Source organism: Amycolatopsis sp. CA-230715, assembly GCF_018736145.1.
Classification (GTDB): domain Bacteria; phylum Actinomycetota; class Actinomycetes; order Mycobacteriales; family Pseudonocardiaceae; genus Amycolatopsis.
Map to the genome: position 1 here is coordinate 2,260,360 of NZ_CP059997.1, position 16,193 is coordinate 2,276,552.

15 protein-coding genes are annotated in these 16,193 nt (G+C 69.6%); 11 read left to right on the top strand and 4 right to left on the bottom strand.

The window, feature by feature from the left end; translation table 11 throughout:
• Positions 1 to 116: 116 nt before the first annotated feature.
• A complete protein-coding gene (locus tag HUW46_RS10130) occupies positions 117 to 743 on the bottom strand; it encodes a TetR/AcrR family transcriptional regulator (protein WP_215547014.1) in 627 nt (208 codons plus the stop codon).
• A 130-nt stretch (positions 744 to 873) separates the two neighbouring features.
• On the opposite strand from HUW46_RS10130, the gene HUW46_RS10135 reads away from it, so the two are divergent.
• The 3 genes from HUW46_RS10135 to HUW46_RS10145 all read left to right on the top strand — a co-directional run bounded on the left by HUW46_RS10135 (position 874) and on the right by HUW46_RS10145 (position 4,833).
• The gene (locus tag HUW46_RS10135; RefSeq protein ID WP_215547015.1) at positions 874 to 2,328 is read left to right on the top strand and encodes an alpha/beta fold hydrolase; all 1,455 of its coding nucleotides are present in this window, start codon (positions 874 to 876) and stop codon (positions 2,326 to 2,328) included.
• Between the two features lie 89 nt (positions 2,329 to 2,417).
• Positions 2,418 to 3,590: an oxygenase MpaB family protein gene (locus HUW46_RS10140; RefSeq protein ID WP_215547016.1), complete on the top strand. Its 1,173-nt coding sequence runs from the start codon at positions 2,418 to 2,420 to the stop codon at positions 3,588 to 3,590.
• A gap of 22 nt (positions 3,591 to 3,612) precedes the next feature.
• Positions 3,613 to 4,833, top strand: coding sequence for an oxygenase MpaB family protein (locus HUW46_RS10145; protein ID WP_215547017.1), 1,221 nt, complete (start codon positions 3,613 to 3,615; stop codon positions 4,831 to 4,833).
• Here the strand turns inward: HUW46_RS10145 and HUW46_RS10150 are convergent.
• Positions 4,830 to 5,507 (bottom strand): TetR/AcrR family transcriptional regulator, encoded by a 678-nt coding sequence (locus tag HUW46_RS10150; RefSeq protein WP_215547018.1) that lies wholly within the window; start codon positions 5,505 to 5,507, stop codon positions 4,830 to 4,832. The genes HUW46_RS10145 and HUW46_RS10150 overlap by 4 nt on opposite strands.
• Positions 5,508 to 5,636: 129 nt before the next feature.
• Here HUW46_RS10150 and HUW46_RS10155 point away from each other — a divergent pair, with 129 nt between their 5' ends.
• The 4 genes from HUW46_RS10155 to HUW46_RS10170 all read left to right on the top strand — a co-directional run bounded on the left by HUW46_RS10155 (position 5,637) and on the right by HUW46_RS10170 (position 9,238).
• Positions 5,637 to 6,530: an oxidoreductase gene (locus HUW46_RS10155; RefSeq protein WP_215547019.1), complete on the top strand. Its 894-nt coding sequence runs from the start codon at positions 5,637 to 5,639 to the stop codon at positions 6,528 to 6,530.
• A gap of 170 nt (positions 6,531 to 6,700) precedes the next feature.
• Positions 6,701 to 7,624: a glutamate ABC transporter substrate-binding protein gene (locus HUW46_RS10160; RefSeq protein WP_215547020.1), complete on the top strand. Its 924-nt coding sequence runs from the start codon at positions 6,701 to 6,703 to the stop codon at positions 7,622 to 7,624.
• 28 nt (positions 7,625 to 7,652) lie between these two features.
• Positions 7,653 to 8,300 carry an amino acid ABC transporter permease gene (locus HUW46_RS10165; RefSeq protein WP_215547021.1) on the top strand — a complete coding sequence of 216 codons (648 nt, stop codon included), beginning with the start codon at positions 7,653 to 7,655 and terminating at the stop codon, positions 8,298 to 8,300.
• The gene (locus HUW46_RS10170) at positions 8,297 to 9,238 is read left to right on the top strand and encodes an amino acid ABC transporter permease (RefSeq protein ID WP_215547022.1); all 942 of its coding nucleotides are present in this window, start codon (positions 8,297 to 8,299) and stop codon (positions 9,236 to 9,238) included. Before HUW46_RS10165 ends, HUW46_RS10170 begins: the two co-directional genes overlap by 4 nt.
• Here HUW46_RS10170 and HUW46_RS10175 read toward each other — a convergent pair.
• Both HUW46_RS10175 and HUW46_RS10180 read right to left on the bottom strand, forming a co-directional pair.
• Positions 9,235 to 9,993 carry a TylF/MycF family methyltransferase gene (locus HUW46_RS10175; protein WP_215547023.1) on the bottom strand — a complete coding sequence of 253 codons (759 nt, stop codon included), beginning with the start codon at positions 9,991 to 9,993 and terminating at the stop codon, positions 9,235 to 9,237. The two genes, HUW46_RS10170 and HUW46_RS10175, sit on opposite strands and share 4 nt — an antisense overlap.
• Positions 9,994 to 10,004: 11 nt before the next feature.
• Positions 10,005 to 11,156, bottom strand: coding sequence for an acyltransferase family protein (locus HUW46_RS10180; RefSeq protein WP_215547024.1), 1,152 nt, complete (start codon positions 11,154 to 11,156; stop codon positions 10,005 to 10,007).
• A 207-nt stretch (positions 11,157 to 11,363) separates the two neighbouring features.
• Here HUW46_RS10180 and HUW46_RS10185 point away from each other — a divergent pair, with 207 nt between their 5' ends.
• The 4 genes from HUW46_RS10185 (at position 11,364) to HUW46_RS10200 (ending at position 16,188) form a co-directional block, all read left to right on the top strand.
• Positions 11,364 to 12,875 carry a class I adenylate-forming enzyme family protein gene (locus tag HUW46_RS10185; RefSeq protein ID WP_215547025.1) on the top strand — a complete coding sequence of 504 codons (1,512 nt, stop codon included), beginning with the start codon at positions 11,364 to 11,366 and terminating at the stop codon, positions 12,873 to 12,875.
• Between the two features lie 342 nt (positions 12,876 to 13,217).
• The gene (locus tag HUW46_RS10190) at positions 13,218 to 14,177 is read left to right on the top strand and encodes an ATP-binding cassette domain-containing protein (protein WP_215547026.1); all 960 of its coding nucleotides are present in this window, start codon (positions 13,218 to 13,220) and stop codon (positions 14,175 to 14,177) included.
• The gene (locus HUW46_RS10195; RefSeq protein WP_215547027.1) at positions 14,174 to 14,965 is read left to right on the top strand and encodes an ABC transporter permease; all 792 of its coding nucleotides are present in this window, start codon (positions 14,174 to 14,176) and stop codon (positions 14,963 to 14,965) included. Before HUW46_RS10190 ends, HUW46_RS10195 begins: the two co-directional genes overlap by 4 nt.
• 26 nt (positions 14,966 to 14,991) lie before the next feature.
• Entirely contained in the window at positions 14,992 to 16,188 is a 1,197-nt protein-coding gene (locus HUW46_RS10200; protein WP_215547028.1) for a cytochrome P450, read from the top strand.
• Positions 16,189 to 16,193: the final 5 nt, after the last annotated feature.

Here is a 16,193-nt window from a genome sequence, read left to right on the forward strand (position 1 = left end):
CTCGCGAGGACAGCTTCAACGTGGTGAATTGGCATTCATGAGTTGGAGATCCCGGAGCGAGAAGGCTTCTGAGGTTCCGCCACCCGCACCGCCACGCAAAGCACTTTGACACATGCCTAAAGCAGGCTTTCCAGTTCGGCTTCGAACAGGAGGGCCGGGTCGAAGTCCATGCCGGTGAAGTGGCCGGCGAGTTCCAGTGACAGCACGCCGTGCAGGCGGGCCCAGACGGACAGGGCGCGGTGCAGGGTGACCGCCTCCCGCGGTCCTTCGGCCAGCCGGTGGCCGGTCAGCCGCTCGTCGAACTCGGCGATCGGGGTGTGCTCCGTTCGCGGGCCGCAGACGGCGAGGAGCGTGCCCATCAGCTCCGACGTGATGGCGGTGGTGTCCTTCGGGGCGTGGTAGCCGGGCACGGGCGTGCCGTAGAGCAGGTGGTAGCGGTGGGGATCGGCGAGCGCCCAGCCGCGCAGTGCCCTGCCGACGCCGGTGAGACCGTCCCCGGCGGCCGCCGCCAAGGTGTCGGCGAGGCTGCGGTAGGCGTCGCGGATCAGCTCGGTGATCAGGTCGTCGCGGCTGGCGTAGTAGCGGTACAGCGCGGGGCCGCTCATCCCCAGCTGCTTGGCGATCGCCTTCAGCGACAGCGCGGACGCGCCCGCGGTGGCGATCTGCTCCCACGCGTGCTCTTTGATCTCCGCGCGCAGCTGGGTCCGGTAGCGCTCACGGGGCGAGGTTCCGGCGCCTGCCATGGCACTCCTTCCGTTACAAGGGCTAACCAACGATAACGCCTGTCGAAAATCTTGCCCGCCCGCCTTGACGACGTGGCGGACCCCTGCCAGATTGTTATATACAGTAACTAACACGATAGGAGATAGCGCAATGAGACGGTCTCCGAACCGGTGGCGGTGGGTGCTCGCGTCGGCCCTCGCCGTCGCCGCCGCCCTGCCCGCGGTCGCCACCGCCGCGCCGGAAAGTCCGCGAATCGCATGGCAGGCGTGCGCCGATCCCGAATTCGCCGCCTTCCAGTGCGGCACGACGCGGGTCCCCCTCGACTGGTCCCGCCCGCACGGAGCGCGGACCACCCTCGCGATGGTCCGCAGGCAGGCGAGCGACCCGGCGCACCGCGTCGGGTCGCTGCTGCTCAACAACGGGCTCGGCCGGTCGGCCATCGAGCAGTTCCGCTACGCGATGCGGACGCTGCCTGGCATCGGCGGTGCGCTGGTCGAAAGGTTCGACGTCGTCGCGGTCGATCCCCGCGGCGTCGGCCACAGCACGCCCGTCCGGTGCGCGGAACCGCTGAAGCCCGCCGGGGTCAGCTACTTCCCTCATGACCGGAAGGCCTTCGCCGGCCTCGTCGCCCACAACCGCGCGTTCGGGCAGGACTGCTTGCGCCGCAACGGTTCCCTCGTAGCACACATGGACCAGACCAGTACCGCGCGCGATTTCGAAGCGGTGCGCGTCGCGCTCGGCGAACAGCGGCTCGACTGGTACGGCATCCAGTACAGCGATCTGCTCGGCCGCACCTACGCCAAGCTGTTCCCCGGCAGGCTGCGCACGATGGTGCTCGACACCGCCACCGACGACACGGTGTCCCCTGTGGACTGGGCGCTCCAGGAAGCGGGCGCCGCGGAAGAGGCCTTCACCCGGTTCGCCGCCTGGTGCGCGAACACGCCGAACTGTGTCCTCAAAGGACACGACGTGGCGGCCGAGTACGACGCGCTCGTCGCCCGTGCGAACCGCGAACCCATCCCCGCGGGCGACGGCCGTCCTCCGTTGACCGGCGAGGACATCCAAGCGGCCACCCAGGATCGCCTCACCCTCACCGACTTCGTCTGGCCAGCGCTCGCCAAGACGATCGTCAAGGCCCAGTCCGGCGACGCCAGCGGCTTCGCGGGCCCATCCGACAAGACGACCGATGCCGTGCAGGAGCGCGTGCAGGCCTGCGCGGACACCCCTCGGCAGATCCACTCCTTCCGGCAACTGTCGGACGTGCAGCGGCGGCTCGCCGAGAAATCGCCGCACCTGCGCGGCGCCGCCTCGTCCGCGGTCGCCCTCGCCGGATGCATCGGCTGGCCGACCCCGCCGTCACCGGTGCACGCCGGTGCCCCGGTGCACGGCGCGCCGCCCGCACTGGTCGTGCAGTCCGCGCACCAGACCTACGCGCCGCATTCCGCGGGATTCGCCATGGCGCGCCAGCTTCCCGGCAGTGTAGCGCTCAGCCGGGAAGGCGATGACTACAGCACTTTTATGCTGTCGCAATGCGTCCGGGACGCGACCAACCGCTATCTGACCGATCGCGTCCTGCCCGCACCCGGCACCGTTTGCCAGAACTGAACCGCGGACGCTCCTCCTTGTGATGATACGCGGCAACGTGGTATGTATCACGGTATCACCGTGCCGAAGACTCGAGGAGGAGTCGTTCGATGGCCGAGCTGAGCAGGCGCGAGATGCTGGTGTCCGGTGGGGCTTGGGGCGCGCTCGGCGTGCTGGGCATGTCGGCCCCGGTGACGGCACACGCCGCCGGGGCCGATCCTCGGTGGGTATGGGACGCCGAGGCCGATCCACTCGTCGCGGCCCTGTTCGAACGCGGAAAAGTGCCCGAGGTCAACCGTCTACTGTGGAATTGGAATCGCAACGACCAGCCGCTTCCGGACGGGTTGCCCGGCGACCTCCGCGCTTTCCTCGAAACGGCGCGGCGCCTGCCGGACTGGGCGGACCGCGGAAAGCTGGAAACGGCGGCGCGGTTCTCCCAAACCCGTGGCCTGTACCTGAACCTGCTCAACGGCGTCGGCGGCGGAATGCTGAGCACCGCCATCCCCAAGGAGGCGCGCTCGGTCTACTACTCGGCAGGGGGCGCGAATATGGAAGACCGCGTCGCCAAGACGAGTGTGCTGGGCTTCGCGGTGGGCGCGTTGAACGCCTACCGGCCCGACGGCACCTGCGCAGTCAACGCGGTGAAGACCCGGCTGGTGCACGCCGCGGTGCGGTACCTGCTGCCGAAGTCACCGCACTGGTCCGGCGCCGTCCCGATCAGCCAGGAGGACATGCTGGTCACCTGGCACACCCTGCCGACCTACGCGATGCGCGAGCTGCGGGCGTGGCAGGTCCCGATACCCCCGGCCGATTCCGAGGCGTACCTGCACGTGTGGCAGGTGACCGCGCACCTGCTCGGGATCAGGGACGACTTCATCCCCGCCACGTGGTCTGCGGCGCAGGCGCAGTCGGACCGGGTGCTGCCGCCCAACATAGGGCCGACACGCGAAGGCGTCGAGCTGACCGACATCCTGCTCGGCCAGCTCGCCGAGCAGACCAGCCCGGCGGGCGCGGGCAGGCCGCTGTGCAACGCGCTCGCCCGGTTCCTGGTCGGCGACCAGGTGGCCGACTGGGACCGGATCCCGCGGGAACCCTTTTGGGAAGCCACGATCGCGACGATGTGGCCGATCCTCGTGCGGTTCCGGGAAGGGCTCGTCCCGCTGCCCCTCGTCCCGGAAATCGCCTGGACCATCGACGAGGCGCTGCGGCAGTACATCCTGCTCTACCTCACCAAGGGCAAGGAAACCAAGATCGTGATCCCGACCGGGAACCGGCCGAGCTGACTCGACGCGGAGGAGCGAAGGCATGGACGAACACAGCAGGCGCAAGGTGTTGAAGGCGAGCGGAGCGTTGGGCGCGCTCGGGGCGCTGGGCTTCGCGACGCCGGCGCGGGCGGTGCCGTGGACGTGGCGGCCGGCCAATTCGGTGGCCGGTGCGGGCGCGGGCACCGACCCGAAATGGGTGTGGGACGCCGAAGCCGACCCGTTGGTGGCGTCGCTGCTCGACCGCGGGGACGTGCCCGCGGTCAACGCGCTGTTGCGGACGTGGACGAAGAACGGCCAGCCGCTGCCCGCGGGGCTGCCGCCGGATCTGCGGGACTTCGTGGAACACGCGCGCCGCCTGCCGTCCTGGGTGGACGAACGGAAGCTGGCGACCGCCTACGACTTCACCGAGAAGCGCGGCCTCTACCTCGGCGTGCTCTACGGCCTCGCCAGCGGCATGATGAGCACGGTCATCCCGCACGAGGCGCGCGCGGTCTACTACTCCAAGGGCGGCGCGAACCTGAAGGACCGCATCTCCAAGACCGCCAAACTGGGCTACGACATCGGGACCCGTGACGCCTTCGCGCCCGGCGGCGAAATGATCGTCACCTGCGTGAAGACGCGGCTGGTGCACGCCGCGGTGCGGCACCTGCTGCCGAAGTCACCGCACTGGCCGGGGACCGCCGACGAGAAGATCCCGATCAGCCAGGCGGACATGCTCGTCACCTGGCACAGCCTGCCGACGACCGTCATGCGGAAGCTGACCGGGTGGCAGGTGCCGATCCCCGGCGCCGAATCCGAAGCGTTCCTGCATTCGTGGCAACTCGGCGGGCACCTGCTGGGCATCAGGGACGAGTACCTGCCCGCGTCGTGGGAGGCGGCGAACGCGCAGGCCGCCCAGATCCTGACGCCGGTACTGGCGCCGACGCCGGAGGGGATCGAGCTGGCCGACCTCCTCCTCGGCCTCGGCTCGGCGGTCGACGGCGGCGTGCTCAGCAAACCGATCCTCGGCGCGTTCACCCGGTTCCTGCTCGGCGACGAAATCGCCGAGTGGCTCCGCATTCCGCGCGAACCGATCTGGGATCCGCTCCTGCACGCGGCATGGGGCCCGTTCGTCGCCGTCCGGGAGGGCATGCTGCCCTTTCCCATGGCGCCCAAGGCCTATTGGCTCTTCGACGAGTTCCTCCGCAAGGCCGCCCTGCTGTACCTGTCCGAGGGTCGGCCCATCAGCATCGAAATCCCCGATGCCAACCAACCGTCCTAACCGGACTGTCCAGGGTCGAGCATGGGTACGAGGAAGCGCCGCGCCACCGCGCGCAGCTCGTCCTCGTCGTCGAGATCGACCACGCTGGACGGGGAAACCAGGAAGGACGTGGAGATCCTGGTCATCATCTCGGCCACGAGCTCCACGTCCACGGCGCCGGAGACGGTGCCCGCGCGCTGTTCGCGCCGGAGCTGCCCCGCGACGAACCGCTGCACCGTGGCCAGTGTGCGGCCGCCGTCGCTGATCATCGAGGGGACGAGCAGCTCCGGCTCGGCGGCCATCAGCCCGCCGATGAGCGGGTTGCGCCGGATCGCCCGCAACGAGCTGACGAACCCGAGCACGACCCGGTCCGCCACGGTTTCGGCCCGTTCGATGTCGACGAGGAACTGGTCGAAGTAGCGGCGGAATTCGCGGCGCACCACCTGTTCGACCAACGCGTCCTTCGTGGCGAACCGGCGGTAGGCGGTGATGCGGGAGACCCCGGCCCGCCGCGCCACATCCTCCATTGTGGACCGCCGGATGCCCATCCTGCTGAACTGGTCGTGCGCCGCGTCGAGCAGGCGCCGTGCGACGTCGTCGTTTTCTTCGACGCGCTCGACCGCGTCGGCGAACGCGCGCTCCAGCAACGACTCCGAGCCCGAAGTGGTCAGCAACGCGGTCAGCACGAGTTCCACGACCACTCCCTCAGCACCAGCAGGTTGTCACGACTGCCGTTTGTTACACAGCAGCGAATCTTGTTTCACCGTATCAACAGCGGCGTGCCCGGTTCAAGAACCGCCGGTCCCGGAGCTACGTTGGGGACCATGGGTTTGCGGATCGCGATCGTGGGACCGGGCGCCATCGGCGCGACCTTCGCCTCGGTGCTCCAGCGGGCGGGGACCGCGGGCGAACTGCTCCTGTGCGGCCGGACCCCGCTCGACGGGATCACGGTGGAGCGCGAGGGGCACGACCCGGTCCGGCTCGCCGCGCCGGTGCGCACCGATCCCGCGAGCGTGCCGGGCACCGCCGACTGGGTGCTCCTCACCGTCAAAGCGCATCAGACGACGGCCGCCCGCCCGTGGCTGGAATCGTTGTGCGGCACCAAAACCGTCGTGGCGGTGCTGCAGAACGGGGTCGAGCACGAAACCAGGGTCCAGCCGCTGGTGCCCGGCTCGACGGTGCTGCCCGCCGTCGTCTGGTGCCCCGCGGAGGCGATCACCAAGCAGCACGTCCAGGTGCGCGACACGCCTTCGCTCCTCGTCCCCGACGGCCCGCCGGGACGAGCGCTCGCCGAGCTGCTGCGACCGGGTGGCGGCACGGTCGATCCGGTGGCCGATTTCGCCACCGCGGCGTGGCGGAAGCTGGTGGTGAACGCCATCGCCGGGTTGATGCCGCTCACCGGGCGCCGCGCCGGCATGTTCCAGCGGGCGGACATCCGCGCGGTGGCGCGGGCACTGGCCAGGGAATGCGCCGCCGTCGCCCGCGCGGAAGGGGCGGACGTGCCCGATCCGGTCGCCGACGACACCGTCGACCGGATGGCCACGATGCCGCCGGATCTCGGTTCGTCGATCCTGTTCGACCGCGACGCGGGCGTGGCGCTGGAATGGGAGGCCCGCAACGACGTGGTGCGCAGGCTCGGTGCCGCGCACGGCATCCCGACCCCGGTCAGCGACGTGCTCGTCCCCCTGCTCGCCGCCGCCAGCGACGGCCCCGGCTGAGCTTGCCCTCGCGTGCCCCGAAAGCGGCTTTCGGGGCAGCGCCTTGCGTTCCGCGGCACAAACGAAAGCACTATTGACGCCGGGTACCGCCTACGACATCCTGGCCACTGGTTTTCCCGGGCACGCCGATCGACGTGCCCGGCTGGGGAATGCGAAAGGACGCTCGACGCATGCGTTTGGTGTTTTCGAGGAATTGGCTGATCGCCGCGAGTTGCGCGATCCTCGCCGTCACCACGGCTTCGGCCTGCTCGAACAGCGGTGGCGCGGTTCCCGGCGGGCAGGGCGCGAGCCAGCTCATCGACAAGTCGCCCGTGGCCACCGACGAGGAAATCGCGGCGAGCCCGACCGCCGCGGCCATCAAGCGCCGCGGTCAGCTGGTGATCGGCAGTACCAAGGAAAACCCGCTGCTGTCCCAGCAGAATCCGATCACCGGACTGACCGAGGGGTTCGACGCGGACCTCGGCAGGATGCTCGCGAAGTACATCATCGGCCAGCCGAACACGACGATCATCAACGCCACCCCGACCACTCGCGAAACGTTGCTGCAGAACGAAACCGTTGACACGGTCCTCTACACCTACAGCATCACACCCGCGCGCGCGGAGAAGATCGGTTTCGCCGGGCCGTACTTCGTCTCCGGCCCCGCGATCGCGACGCTGAAGACCACGAACGGCATCACGAAACCCGCTGACCTGAAAGGGAAGAAGGTGCTCGCGGCGGCCAACACGACCGGCGCGAACGTGCTCAAGCAGGTCCAGCCGGACGCCGAGCTGATCACCTTCCCCACCAGCCAGGAATGCATCCAGGCACTGGAACAGGGCAGGGCGGAGGCCTACGTCAACGACCTCACGATCCTGGCCAGCAACGCGGTGCTCAACACGAAGCTCAAGGTCATCGGCACCCCGTTCGGCAAGGACCCGTACGGGATCGGCATCAAGCACGGGGACACCGCGTTCAAGAAGTTCGTCAACGACTGGCTGAAGAAGATCCAGGCCTCCGGGCTCTGGCAGCAGGCGTACCAGGAAACGCTCGGCACGAAGATCGAAGGGCCGGCACCCGCGCCACCGGAAATCGGGTCGGTCCCCGGTTCCTGATCCCCTGCCCGGCACAAGCGGAAGCACGATGCGCCCCTTTTCCGAATACCTCGGTGACTTCGCGAACGGTCTGCTGGTCACGATCGAGCTGACCGCGTCGTCCTTTCTGGTCGCCGCGCTGATCGCGGTCGTGCTCGTGGCGTTCCGGGTGTCGCCGATTCGCCCGCTGCGCTTGTTCGGAACCGCTTATGTGCACCTGTTCCAGAACATCCCGCTCCTGGTGTGGCTGGTGTTCCTGGTGTTCGGGCTGCCCGAGATCGGTGTCAAGTTCGACCTGTTCACCACCGGCGTGCTCGGCACCGGCCTGTATTCCGCTTCGTACTACGCGGAAACGCTGCGGTCCGGGGTCAACTCGGTTCCGCTCGGCCAGGTCGAGGCGGCGAGGGCGCTCGGCATGAGCGTCGCCGGGTCCTTCGGCTCGATCATCCTGCCGCAGGCGCTGCGCAGCGTCGTCCAGCCGCTGGGCAACGTCACCATCGGGCTGCTGATGAACACGGCGCTCACCGGTGCCGGCGCCGGTCTCGTCGACCTGACCGAGGTGGCGAACCGGGTCAATCTCGAAGTGACGCAACCGGTCGTGATCTTCGTCGGTGTCGGGGTGATGTACGGACTGCTCGCGCTCGGTATCTCCACGACCAGCGGCGCGCTCGCGCGGAAGCTGGTGATCCACCGATGACCCGCGACCTGACCGCGCTGTTCTTCGACTCCCCCGGCCCGAGGACGCGGCGGCGGATCCGGATCGTCACCGCCGTCGCGGTGCTCGCCGGGCTCGCGCTGGCGGCGCTGGCGATCCGGCAGTTCGCGGTCAACGGCCAGCTCGACGCCGACCGGTGGGCGCCGTACGGCAGCGGTGCGATGTGGCAGTACCTGCTCGGCGGGCTCGCCGGGACCGCGCTCGCCGCCGCGCTCGCCGCGGTGTCGGCCGCCGCGGTGGGGCTGCTGCTCGCCGGTGCCCGCCTGTCCTCGCGCCGGGTGCTGCGGGTGCCCGCGAAGACCTACGTCGAGGTCTTCCGGGTCGTCCCGACCTTGCTGCTGGTCTACATGACGTTGTTCATGCTGCCGCGCTACGGCCTCGACCTGCCGCTGCTGTGGAAGCTCGTGATCCCGATGGCGATCTCGCGGTCGGCCCAGTTCGCGGAGATCTTCTACTCCGGTGTCCGCTCGCTGGAGCGCGGTCAGGGCGAGGCCGCCGCCGCGCTCGGGCTCAGTCCGTCGCAGGTGCTGCTGCACGTGCTGTTCCCGCAGGCGATCCGCCGCGTCGTGCCGTCCTTGGTCAGCCAGCTCGCGGGCATCGTGAAGGACACCTCGCTCGGTTTCGTGGTGAGCTACGCCGAACTGCTGTTCAGCGGCAAGGTGCTCGTCGCCTACAACCACCTGCTGATCCAGACCTACCTCGTGGTCGGCCTGATCTACTTCGTCGTCAACTACGCCCTGTCCAAGCTCGCCCGCGCGCTGGAAGCACGCCAGCGAGCCAACCCTCGCATCACCGTCGCCGCTCCGGCGGCGCCCGCGGATCCCGCCGCCGAGGCGCAGGCCATGGCGGACGTGGCCGAATGGGAGCTGGCGCAAGAACACGCGCCAGACGCCGAAGTCCAGCGCACGAAGCGGACCTAGACGCGCCAGAAGACTCCGGCCCAGTCGATGGTTTCGATGGGCGCGTCGATCCCGTGCGCGCCTCGGTAGTCGTCCACGGCCTGCTTGCAGCCCGCGATCGCGTGGTAGTCGTCGACGATCACGAACCCGCCGGGAGAAACCTTCGGGGCGAGCGCGGTCAAAGCGTCCCAAGTGGACTCGTACATGTCACCGTCGAGGCGCAGCACCGCCAGGCGTTCGATCGGCGCGGTCGGCAGGGTGTCGCGGAACCAGCCCGGCAGGAACCGGACCTGGTCGTCGAGCAGGTCGTACTTCGCGAAGTTCGCCCTGACCTCTTCGAGCGGCACGGCGAGGAAGCCGACCTCGTGGTGCTGGTCGCCGGCGTCCGCCGGGTAGCGTTCGGCGTCCGGTGCGGGCAGGCCGTCGAACGAGTCGGCCACCCACACCGTGCGGCCGGTGTCCTCGTAGGCGGCGAGCACGCCGCGCATCAGGATCGACGCGCCCCCGCGCCACACCCCGGTCTCGGCGAGGTCGCCCTCGACACCGTCGGCGAGCACCGCGCGGACGCAGTGGTGCAGGTTGTCGAGGCGTTTGCGGCCGATCATGGTGTGCGCGGTGCGCGGCCAGTCGCTGCCGTCGCCGCGCGCGGCCGCGTCGAACCCGTCCGGTCCCCACGGCGCCGAGTTCGGGTCCTCGTAGATGGTGTTCGTCAGGGCGCGCTTCAGCAGTTCGAGATAGCGTTCGCGGCTTCCCGCTGCGGTTTTTTCGGCAGGCATGACGGCTGTGCTCAGTTCCTTCCAGGCCGGAGCGCGGGCAGTTCCACGGTCGGCGGGTCCGCCGCCGGTACGGCGGGGATGACCTCGGTGCGCGGCTCCGGCGCCCGCTCGGTCAGCGTGGTCCGCAGCCGGAGCGCGTGCTTCTCCACCAGGTGCCAGGACCCCAGCCCGAGCACCACGGCGATCGGCACGCCGATGCCGATGACCTGCCACGGGTGATCCGCGCCGAGCCAGACCAGCGTCTGCTCGACCGGGAAGCCGTAGAGGAACACGCCGAAACTGGCCACGGTCAGCCAGTTCGGCAGGCACAGCCACGGGGGCAGCTTGGTGCCGATGGTCAGCACCGCGTACGGGATGGTGACGGCGCGCGTGATGTCCGCGACCGGGCTCGGGTAGACGAAGACCTCGATCGCCACGCAGGCCACGACGCCCCACCAGGACAGCGGGATCTTGTCGCGGTAGAGCCAGGCCGCGATCCCCATCGCGTAGATGGCGAGGTATTGCAGCAACGGGTTCACCGGCAGCAGCAGCATCGTGTCGGGCAGGTCGACGAGCCCGTTCACGTGCAGCACGAGCAGAGCGCCGAACGGCACCGCGATCAGGAAGATCAACGGGCGCCTGCGGTTGATGCCGAGCAACCCGACCACGGTCACCAGCGCGTAGCCGAGCACCTCCAGCGGCAGGCACCACAGCGAGCCGTTGACCGCCGTCGGGTACGGGTTGCCCGCGAACACGCCGGGCAGGTCGTACTGCTGCGGGAACAGCAACGCGTTGTGCCACAGGAACGACCAGGTGCGCGCCTGACCGAAGTACTCACCAGTGGCCAGCGTGGTGACGAGCGGGCCGAGCACGAGCGCGGCGAGCAGCACGACCACCAGGAGCCCCGGCATGATCCGCAGCGCCCTGCGCACCCAGAACCGGGCGAAGTGCGGATCGCGCTCCCAGGTCTTCATCACGAAGAACCCGCTCATCGCCATGAACGCGGCGACGGTCAGCGTGCCGTAGTGGTACCAGTGCTGTCCCCAGCCCCAGCCGTCGTAGTCCCCGGTCAGCGGCATCGCGTGGAACCCGATGACACCACAGGCGACGACGAGGCGCACGGTGGCGAAGCCGTCCTTGGCACCGCGCGCGCGGCCAGCGGCGGACCCGCTCCGACCGGCCATGCACGCCCCCTTCCGCCGTCTCAACGGACGATAGACCGAACGGAGGATAGCCGTCTGCGTTTGCGTCAGACGGACGGCGGTCCTCCACCTGGAGCTGTCGCGACCCGGCGGTGATTCACCGTGACCGGGCGGTGCCGCCTGGTTCGCGGGCGTGGACCGTGCCACAGTCACGGGGGACGATCCGCTCTCGGCGAAGGAGCCGGTCTCATGGCACGGACGCTGGTGACCCTGCTCGACGACGCCGCCCGCCGCGAGGGCGGGAAAGTGTTCCTGCGCACCGGGAATTCCGCCACGACGTACGGCGAGCTGGCGGCTCGCAGCCGCCGGGTCGCGGCCGCGCTGCACGCGCGGGGCCTGCGCGCCGGGGATCGGGTCGCGGTCGCCGCGCCGAACGGGGCCGAGTGGCTGGAGTTCTTCTTCGGCGCGGTCCGGCTCGGCCTGATCGTGGTCACGCTCAACGTCCGCTACCGCGAGACCGAGCTCGACCACATGCTCACCCATTCCGGCACCCGGCTGCTCCTGACCAGTGGCGACCGGGCGTTCTACGCCGGGTTCCGGCACCGGATCCCGGACGTCGAGGACATCGTGTTCCTCGATCGCTACGCGGAGTTCGCGTCCAGCGCGGCCGAGGACGTTCCCGACGCCGAGATCGATGCGGACACCCCGGCGGTGATCCTCTACACCTCGGGCACCACCGGTGTCCCCAAGGGCGCGGTGCTCACCCACGGCGGGCTCGTCGCGGCCGCCTCGGCACAAGTCGAGCGGGTGGGCATGACCGCGGGCGACGTCCTGCTCGCGGTGCTGCCGCTCACCCACGTCGGCGGGCTGACCTGCAACGTCCTCGCGGCGATGGTCGCGGGCTCGGCGGTGGTCATGCCGACGGCGTTCTCACCGAGCGGGGCCGTCGCCGCGATCGCCGAGCACCGGCTGACGATCTTGGGCGGGGTGCCGACGATGTGGGCGCTGATGCTCGCGGAACCGGCCTGCGCGCGGCTCGACGCGTCGAGCCTGCGGGTGGCGATCGTCGGCGGCGCCAACGCGGAACCCGCGCTGTGCGAAGCGATCGCGACGCGGTTTCCCGGCGCCAGGCTGACCAATCTCTACGGCATGTCGGAGGTTTCCGGTGCCGCGATCATGAGCGCGCCGACGGACCCGCCGGAGGTGGTGGCGCGCACGCTGGGCACCGCGCTGCCCGGTGTCGAAGCCCGCGTCGTGTCGAACGGTGCGCCCGTCGAGTCCGATGTGGACGGAGAACTCCAGCTCCGCGGACCCGGTGCCGCCGCCGGGTACTGGGACATGCCCGCCGAGACCGCGGAGACGTTCCTGCCCGGCGGCTGGGTGGCCACCGGCGACATCGTCACCGCCGACGCGAGCGGACACCTGGCTTTTCGCGGGCGCAGCAAGGAAATGTACCTGCAGGGTGGCTACAACGTGTACCCCGTCGAGGTCGAGAACGTCCTGACCGGGTTCCCCGGGATCGCCATGGCCGCGGGGATCGGCGTCCCCGACCCGGTGCTCGGCGAGATCGGGCGCTACTACGTCGTGCCCGGCGATCCCGCGGCGGAACTCGACCCCGAGGAGATCCTCGACTACTGCCGGGAACGCTTGGCGAGCTACAAGGTTCCCCGGCAGTTGCTGATCGTGGGCGAGCTTCCGATGACACCGGCGGGCAAGATCGCCAAAGCCGTGCTGCGCGAGCGAGTCAGCCAGGAGCACTGAAGCGGTGGAGCTCCGGCCGTGAATTCGTAGGTGCACGCCCGCCGTGCGCCACGAGCGACTGAGGCTGCGCCACCGAGACGCCAAACTGGCTCCGGTCGACACCAGTCAGCCATCATCTACACACCTGGGCAACACCAGCACATCACGCTGGCTTCGCCATCGGTCGACATGCAAACCAAGGCATATTTGCTGGTGAAAGCCACCTTCTAAACCAGGTGCCGTCGACACTTGCCATGGCGCCAAAGATGCGCCATAGTGGCGCCATACGAACGACGGCATGGCGGAGTGACCACGCGCCGCGGACCAACCCGCCGTCGACCCGAAGCCCGGAAAGGGAAATCCATGGCCACTCCGTCACGCCCGCCCGCGATCACCGCGGCCGGGCTGCGCAAGTCGTTCGGTGAGCACGTCGTGCTCGACGGCATCGACTTGCACGTCCAGCGCGGCACGGTGTTCTCGCTGCTCGGCGCCAACGGGGCGGGGAAGACCACCACGGTCAAGATCCTCTCCACGCTGCTCACCGCGGACGCCGGTACAGCCGCGGTCGCCGGGCACGACCTCGCCACCGATCCCGACGGCGTGCGCGGCGCGATCGGTGTCACCGGCCAGTTCTCCGCGGTGGACAACCTGTTCACCGGGCGGGAGAACCTGCTCCTGATGGCCGATCTGCACCACCTCGACCGCGCGGAGGGCAGGCGGCGCGCCGACGACCTGCTCGAACGGTTCGACCTGACCGAGGCGGCCGGGAAAACGGCCGCGACCTACTCCGGGGGCATGCGACGGCGGCTCGACCTCGCGATGACGCTGGTCGGCGACCCCGAGGTGATCTTCCTCGACGAGCCGACCACCGGACTCGACCCCCGCGCCCGGCTCCGCATGTGGGAAATCGTGCGCGGTCTCGTGGCGCACGGCGTCACCATCTTCCTCACCACGCAGTACCTCGACGAGGCCGACGAACTCGCCGACCGGATCGCGGTCCTCAATGCCGGGCGCGTGGTCGCGGAGGGCACCGCCGAGGAGCTGAAGCGCCGGATTCCCGGCGGCCACGTCGAACTGCGCTTCGCCGACGCGCGCGAGTTCGACGCCGCCGCCCGCGTCCTCGCGAACGCTTCCGGTGACGAGGACGCGCTCACGCTGCGCGTTCCGAGCGACGGCGACGTCCACTCGCTGCGGACCCTGCTCACCCGGCTCGACGACGAGCGCGTCGCCGTCGAGGCGCTCAACCTGCACACGCCCGATCTCGACGACGTTTTCCTCGCCCTCACCGGAAATCCCACCCACGAGAAAGCACCCATCCGATGAGCACCCAGTCCTATGCCCTGCGCGACTCGGCCACTATGCTGCGCCGCAACCTCAAGCACCTGGCCCGCTACCCGTCCATGACGGTGGTGCTCGTCGGGATGCCGATCGTCTTCCTGCTGCTGTTCGTCTACGTGTTCGGCAACACCCTCGGCGCCGGGATCGGCGGTGCGGGCGGCGGCCGCGCGGTCTACGTCAACTACGTCGTGCCCGCGATCATCCTGATGACCATTTCCGCGACCGTCCAGGGCACCGCGGTCTCGGTCGCGATGGACATGACCGAGGGCATCGTCGCCCGGTTCCGCACCATGTCCATCGCCCGCGTCTCCGTGCTCACCGGGCACGTCTTCGGCAGCCTCATCCAGTCGATGCTCAGCATCGCGGCCGTTTTCGGGGTGGCGTTCCTGGTCGGGTTCCGGCCGTCGGCCGGTGTCGGCGCCTGGTTCGCGACGGCGGGGCTCGTCGCGCTGATGTCGTTCGCCTTCATCTGGCTGTTCGTCGCGTTCGGACTGGCGGCCAAGACGGTCGAATCCGCGAGCAACGTCGGGATGCCGCTGATCCTGCTGCCCTTCCTCGGCAGCGGTTTCGTGCCGACGGATTCGATGCCTGCCGTGCTGCGCTGGTTCGCCGAGTACCAGCCCTTCACCCCGCTCATCGAGACCCTGCGCGGCCTGCTGATGGACAAGCCGCTCGGCGCCAACGCCGTGCTGGCGGTCGGCTGGTGCGTCGTCGTGGCGCTCGGCGGCTACCTGTGGTCGAAGAAGCTGTTCAACCGCGAGTCCGCGAACTGATTTCCCTTACCACGTCAGGAGAAACCGTGAATCCCGAACTGGCATCGCTGCCGACGGAACGTCCGGCAGGCTGCCCCTTCGACCCGCCCGCGGAGCTGGCGCGGATCCGCGAGCAGAGCCCGATCAGGCGGATGCGCTACCCCGACGGCCACCTCGGCTGGCTGGTGACCGGGCACGCGCTCGCCCGCGAGGTGGCCTCCGATCTCCGCTTCAGCTCGCGGTACGAGCTCATGCACTTCCCGACCCCGCTGCCCGGGGTCACCGAGGCGCCGCCCGCGCCGGTCGGCGATCTCACCGGGATCGACCCGCCGCACCACACCCGCTACCGGAAGCTGCTCACCGGCAAGTTCACCGTCCGCCGGATGCGCCTGCTGACCGACCGCATCGGCGAGATCAGCGCCGAGCACCTGGACGCCATGGCGCTGCAGGGCCCGCCCGCCGATCTGGTGCGGGCCTACGCGCAGCCCGTTCCGGCGATGGTGATCTGCGAGCTGCTCGGCGTGCCGTACGCCGATCGCGAGTCGTTCCAGGAGAAAGCGCTGTCGATGAACGACGCGGGCGCCACGCTGGACGAGATCGGGGCCGCCTACACCGGCATCCAGGAATACGTGCGGGAACTGGTGCTGGCCAAGCGCGCGAAGCCCACCGACGATCTGCTCAGCGATCTCACCACGACCGAGCTCACCGACGAGGAACTCGCGGGTGTCGGGGCGTTCCTGCTCGGCGCGGGCCTGGACACCACCGCGAACATGATCGCGCTCGGCACGTTCGCCCTGCTGGAGAACCCGGACCAGCTCGCCGCGCTGCGCGCCGATCCCGGGAAGGCCGACCAGGCCGTCGAAGAACTGCTGCGCTACCTGACGATCACGCACACGGGCGCACGAGCGGCGCTGGAAGACGTCGAGATCGGCGGCCAGCTGGTGAAAGCGGGGGAAACCGTGACCATCTCGGCACAGGCCGCGAACCGCGATCCGGAAAAGTTCGCGAATCCGGACGTCCTCGATCTCCAGCGGCACGCCGCCGGGCACCTGACCTTCGGGCACGGCGTGCACCAGTGCCTCGGCCAGCAGCTCGCCCGCGTCGAAATGCGCGTCGCGTTCCCCGCGCTGCTCGATCGGTTCCCGGGACTGCGCCTCGCGATCCCCGCCGAAGAAGTGCCGATGCGCACCGGCACCGACATATACGGCGTGCACCGGCTCCCGGTCACCTGGGACGGCGCGTAGACCGA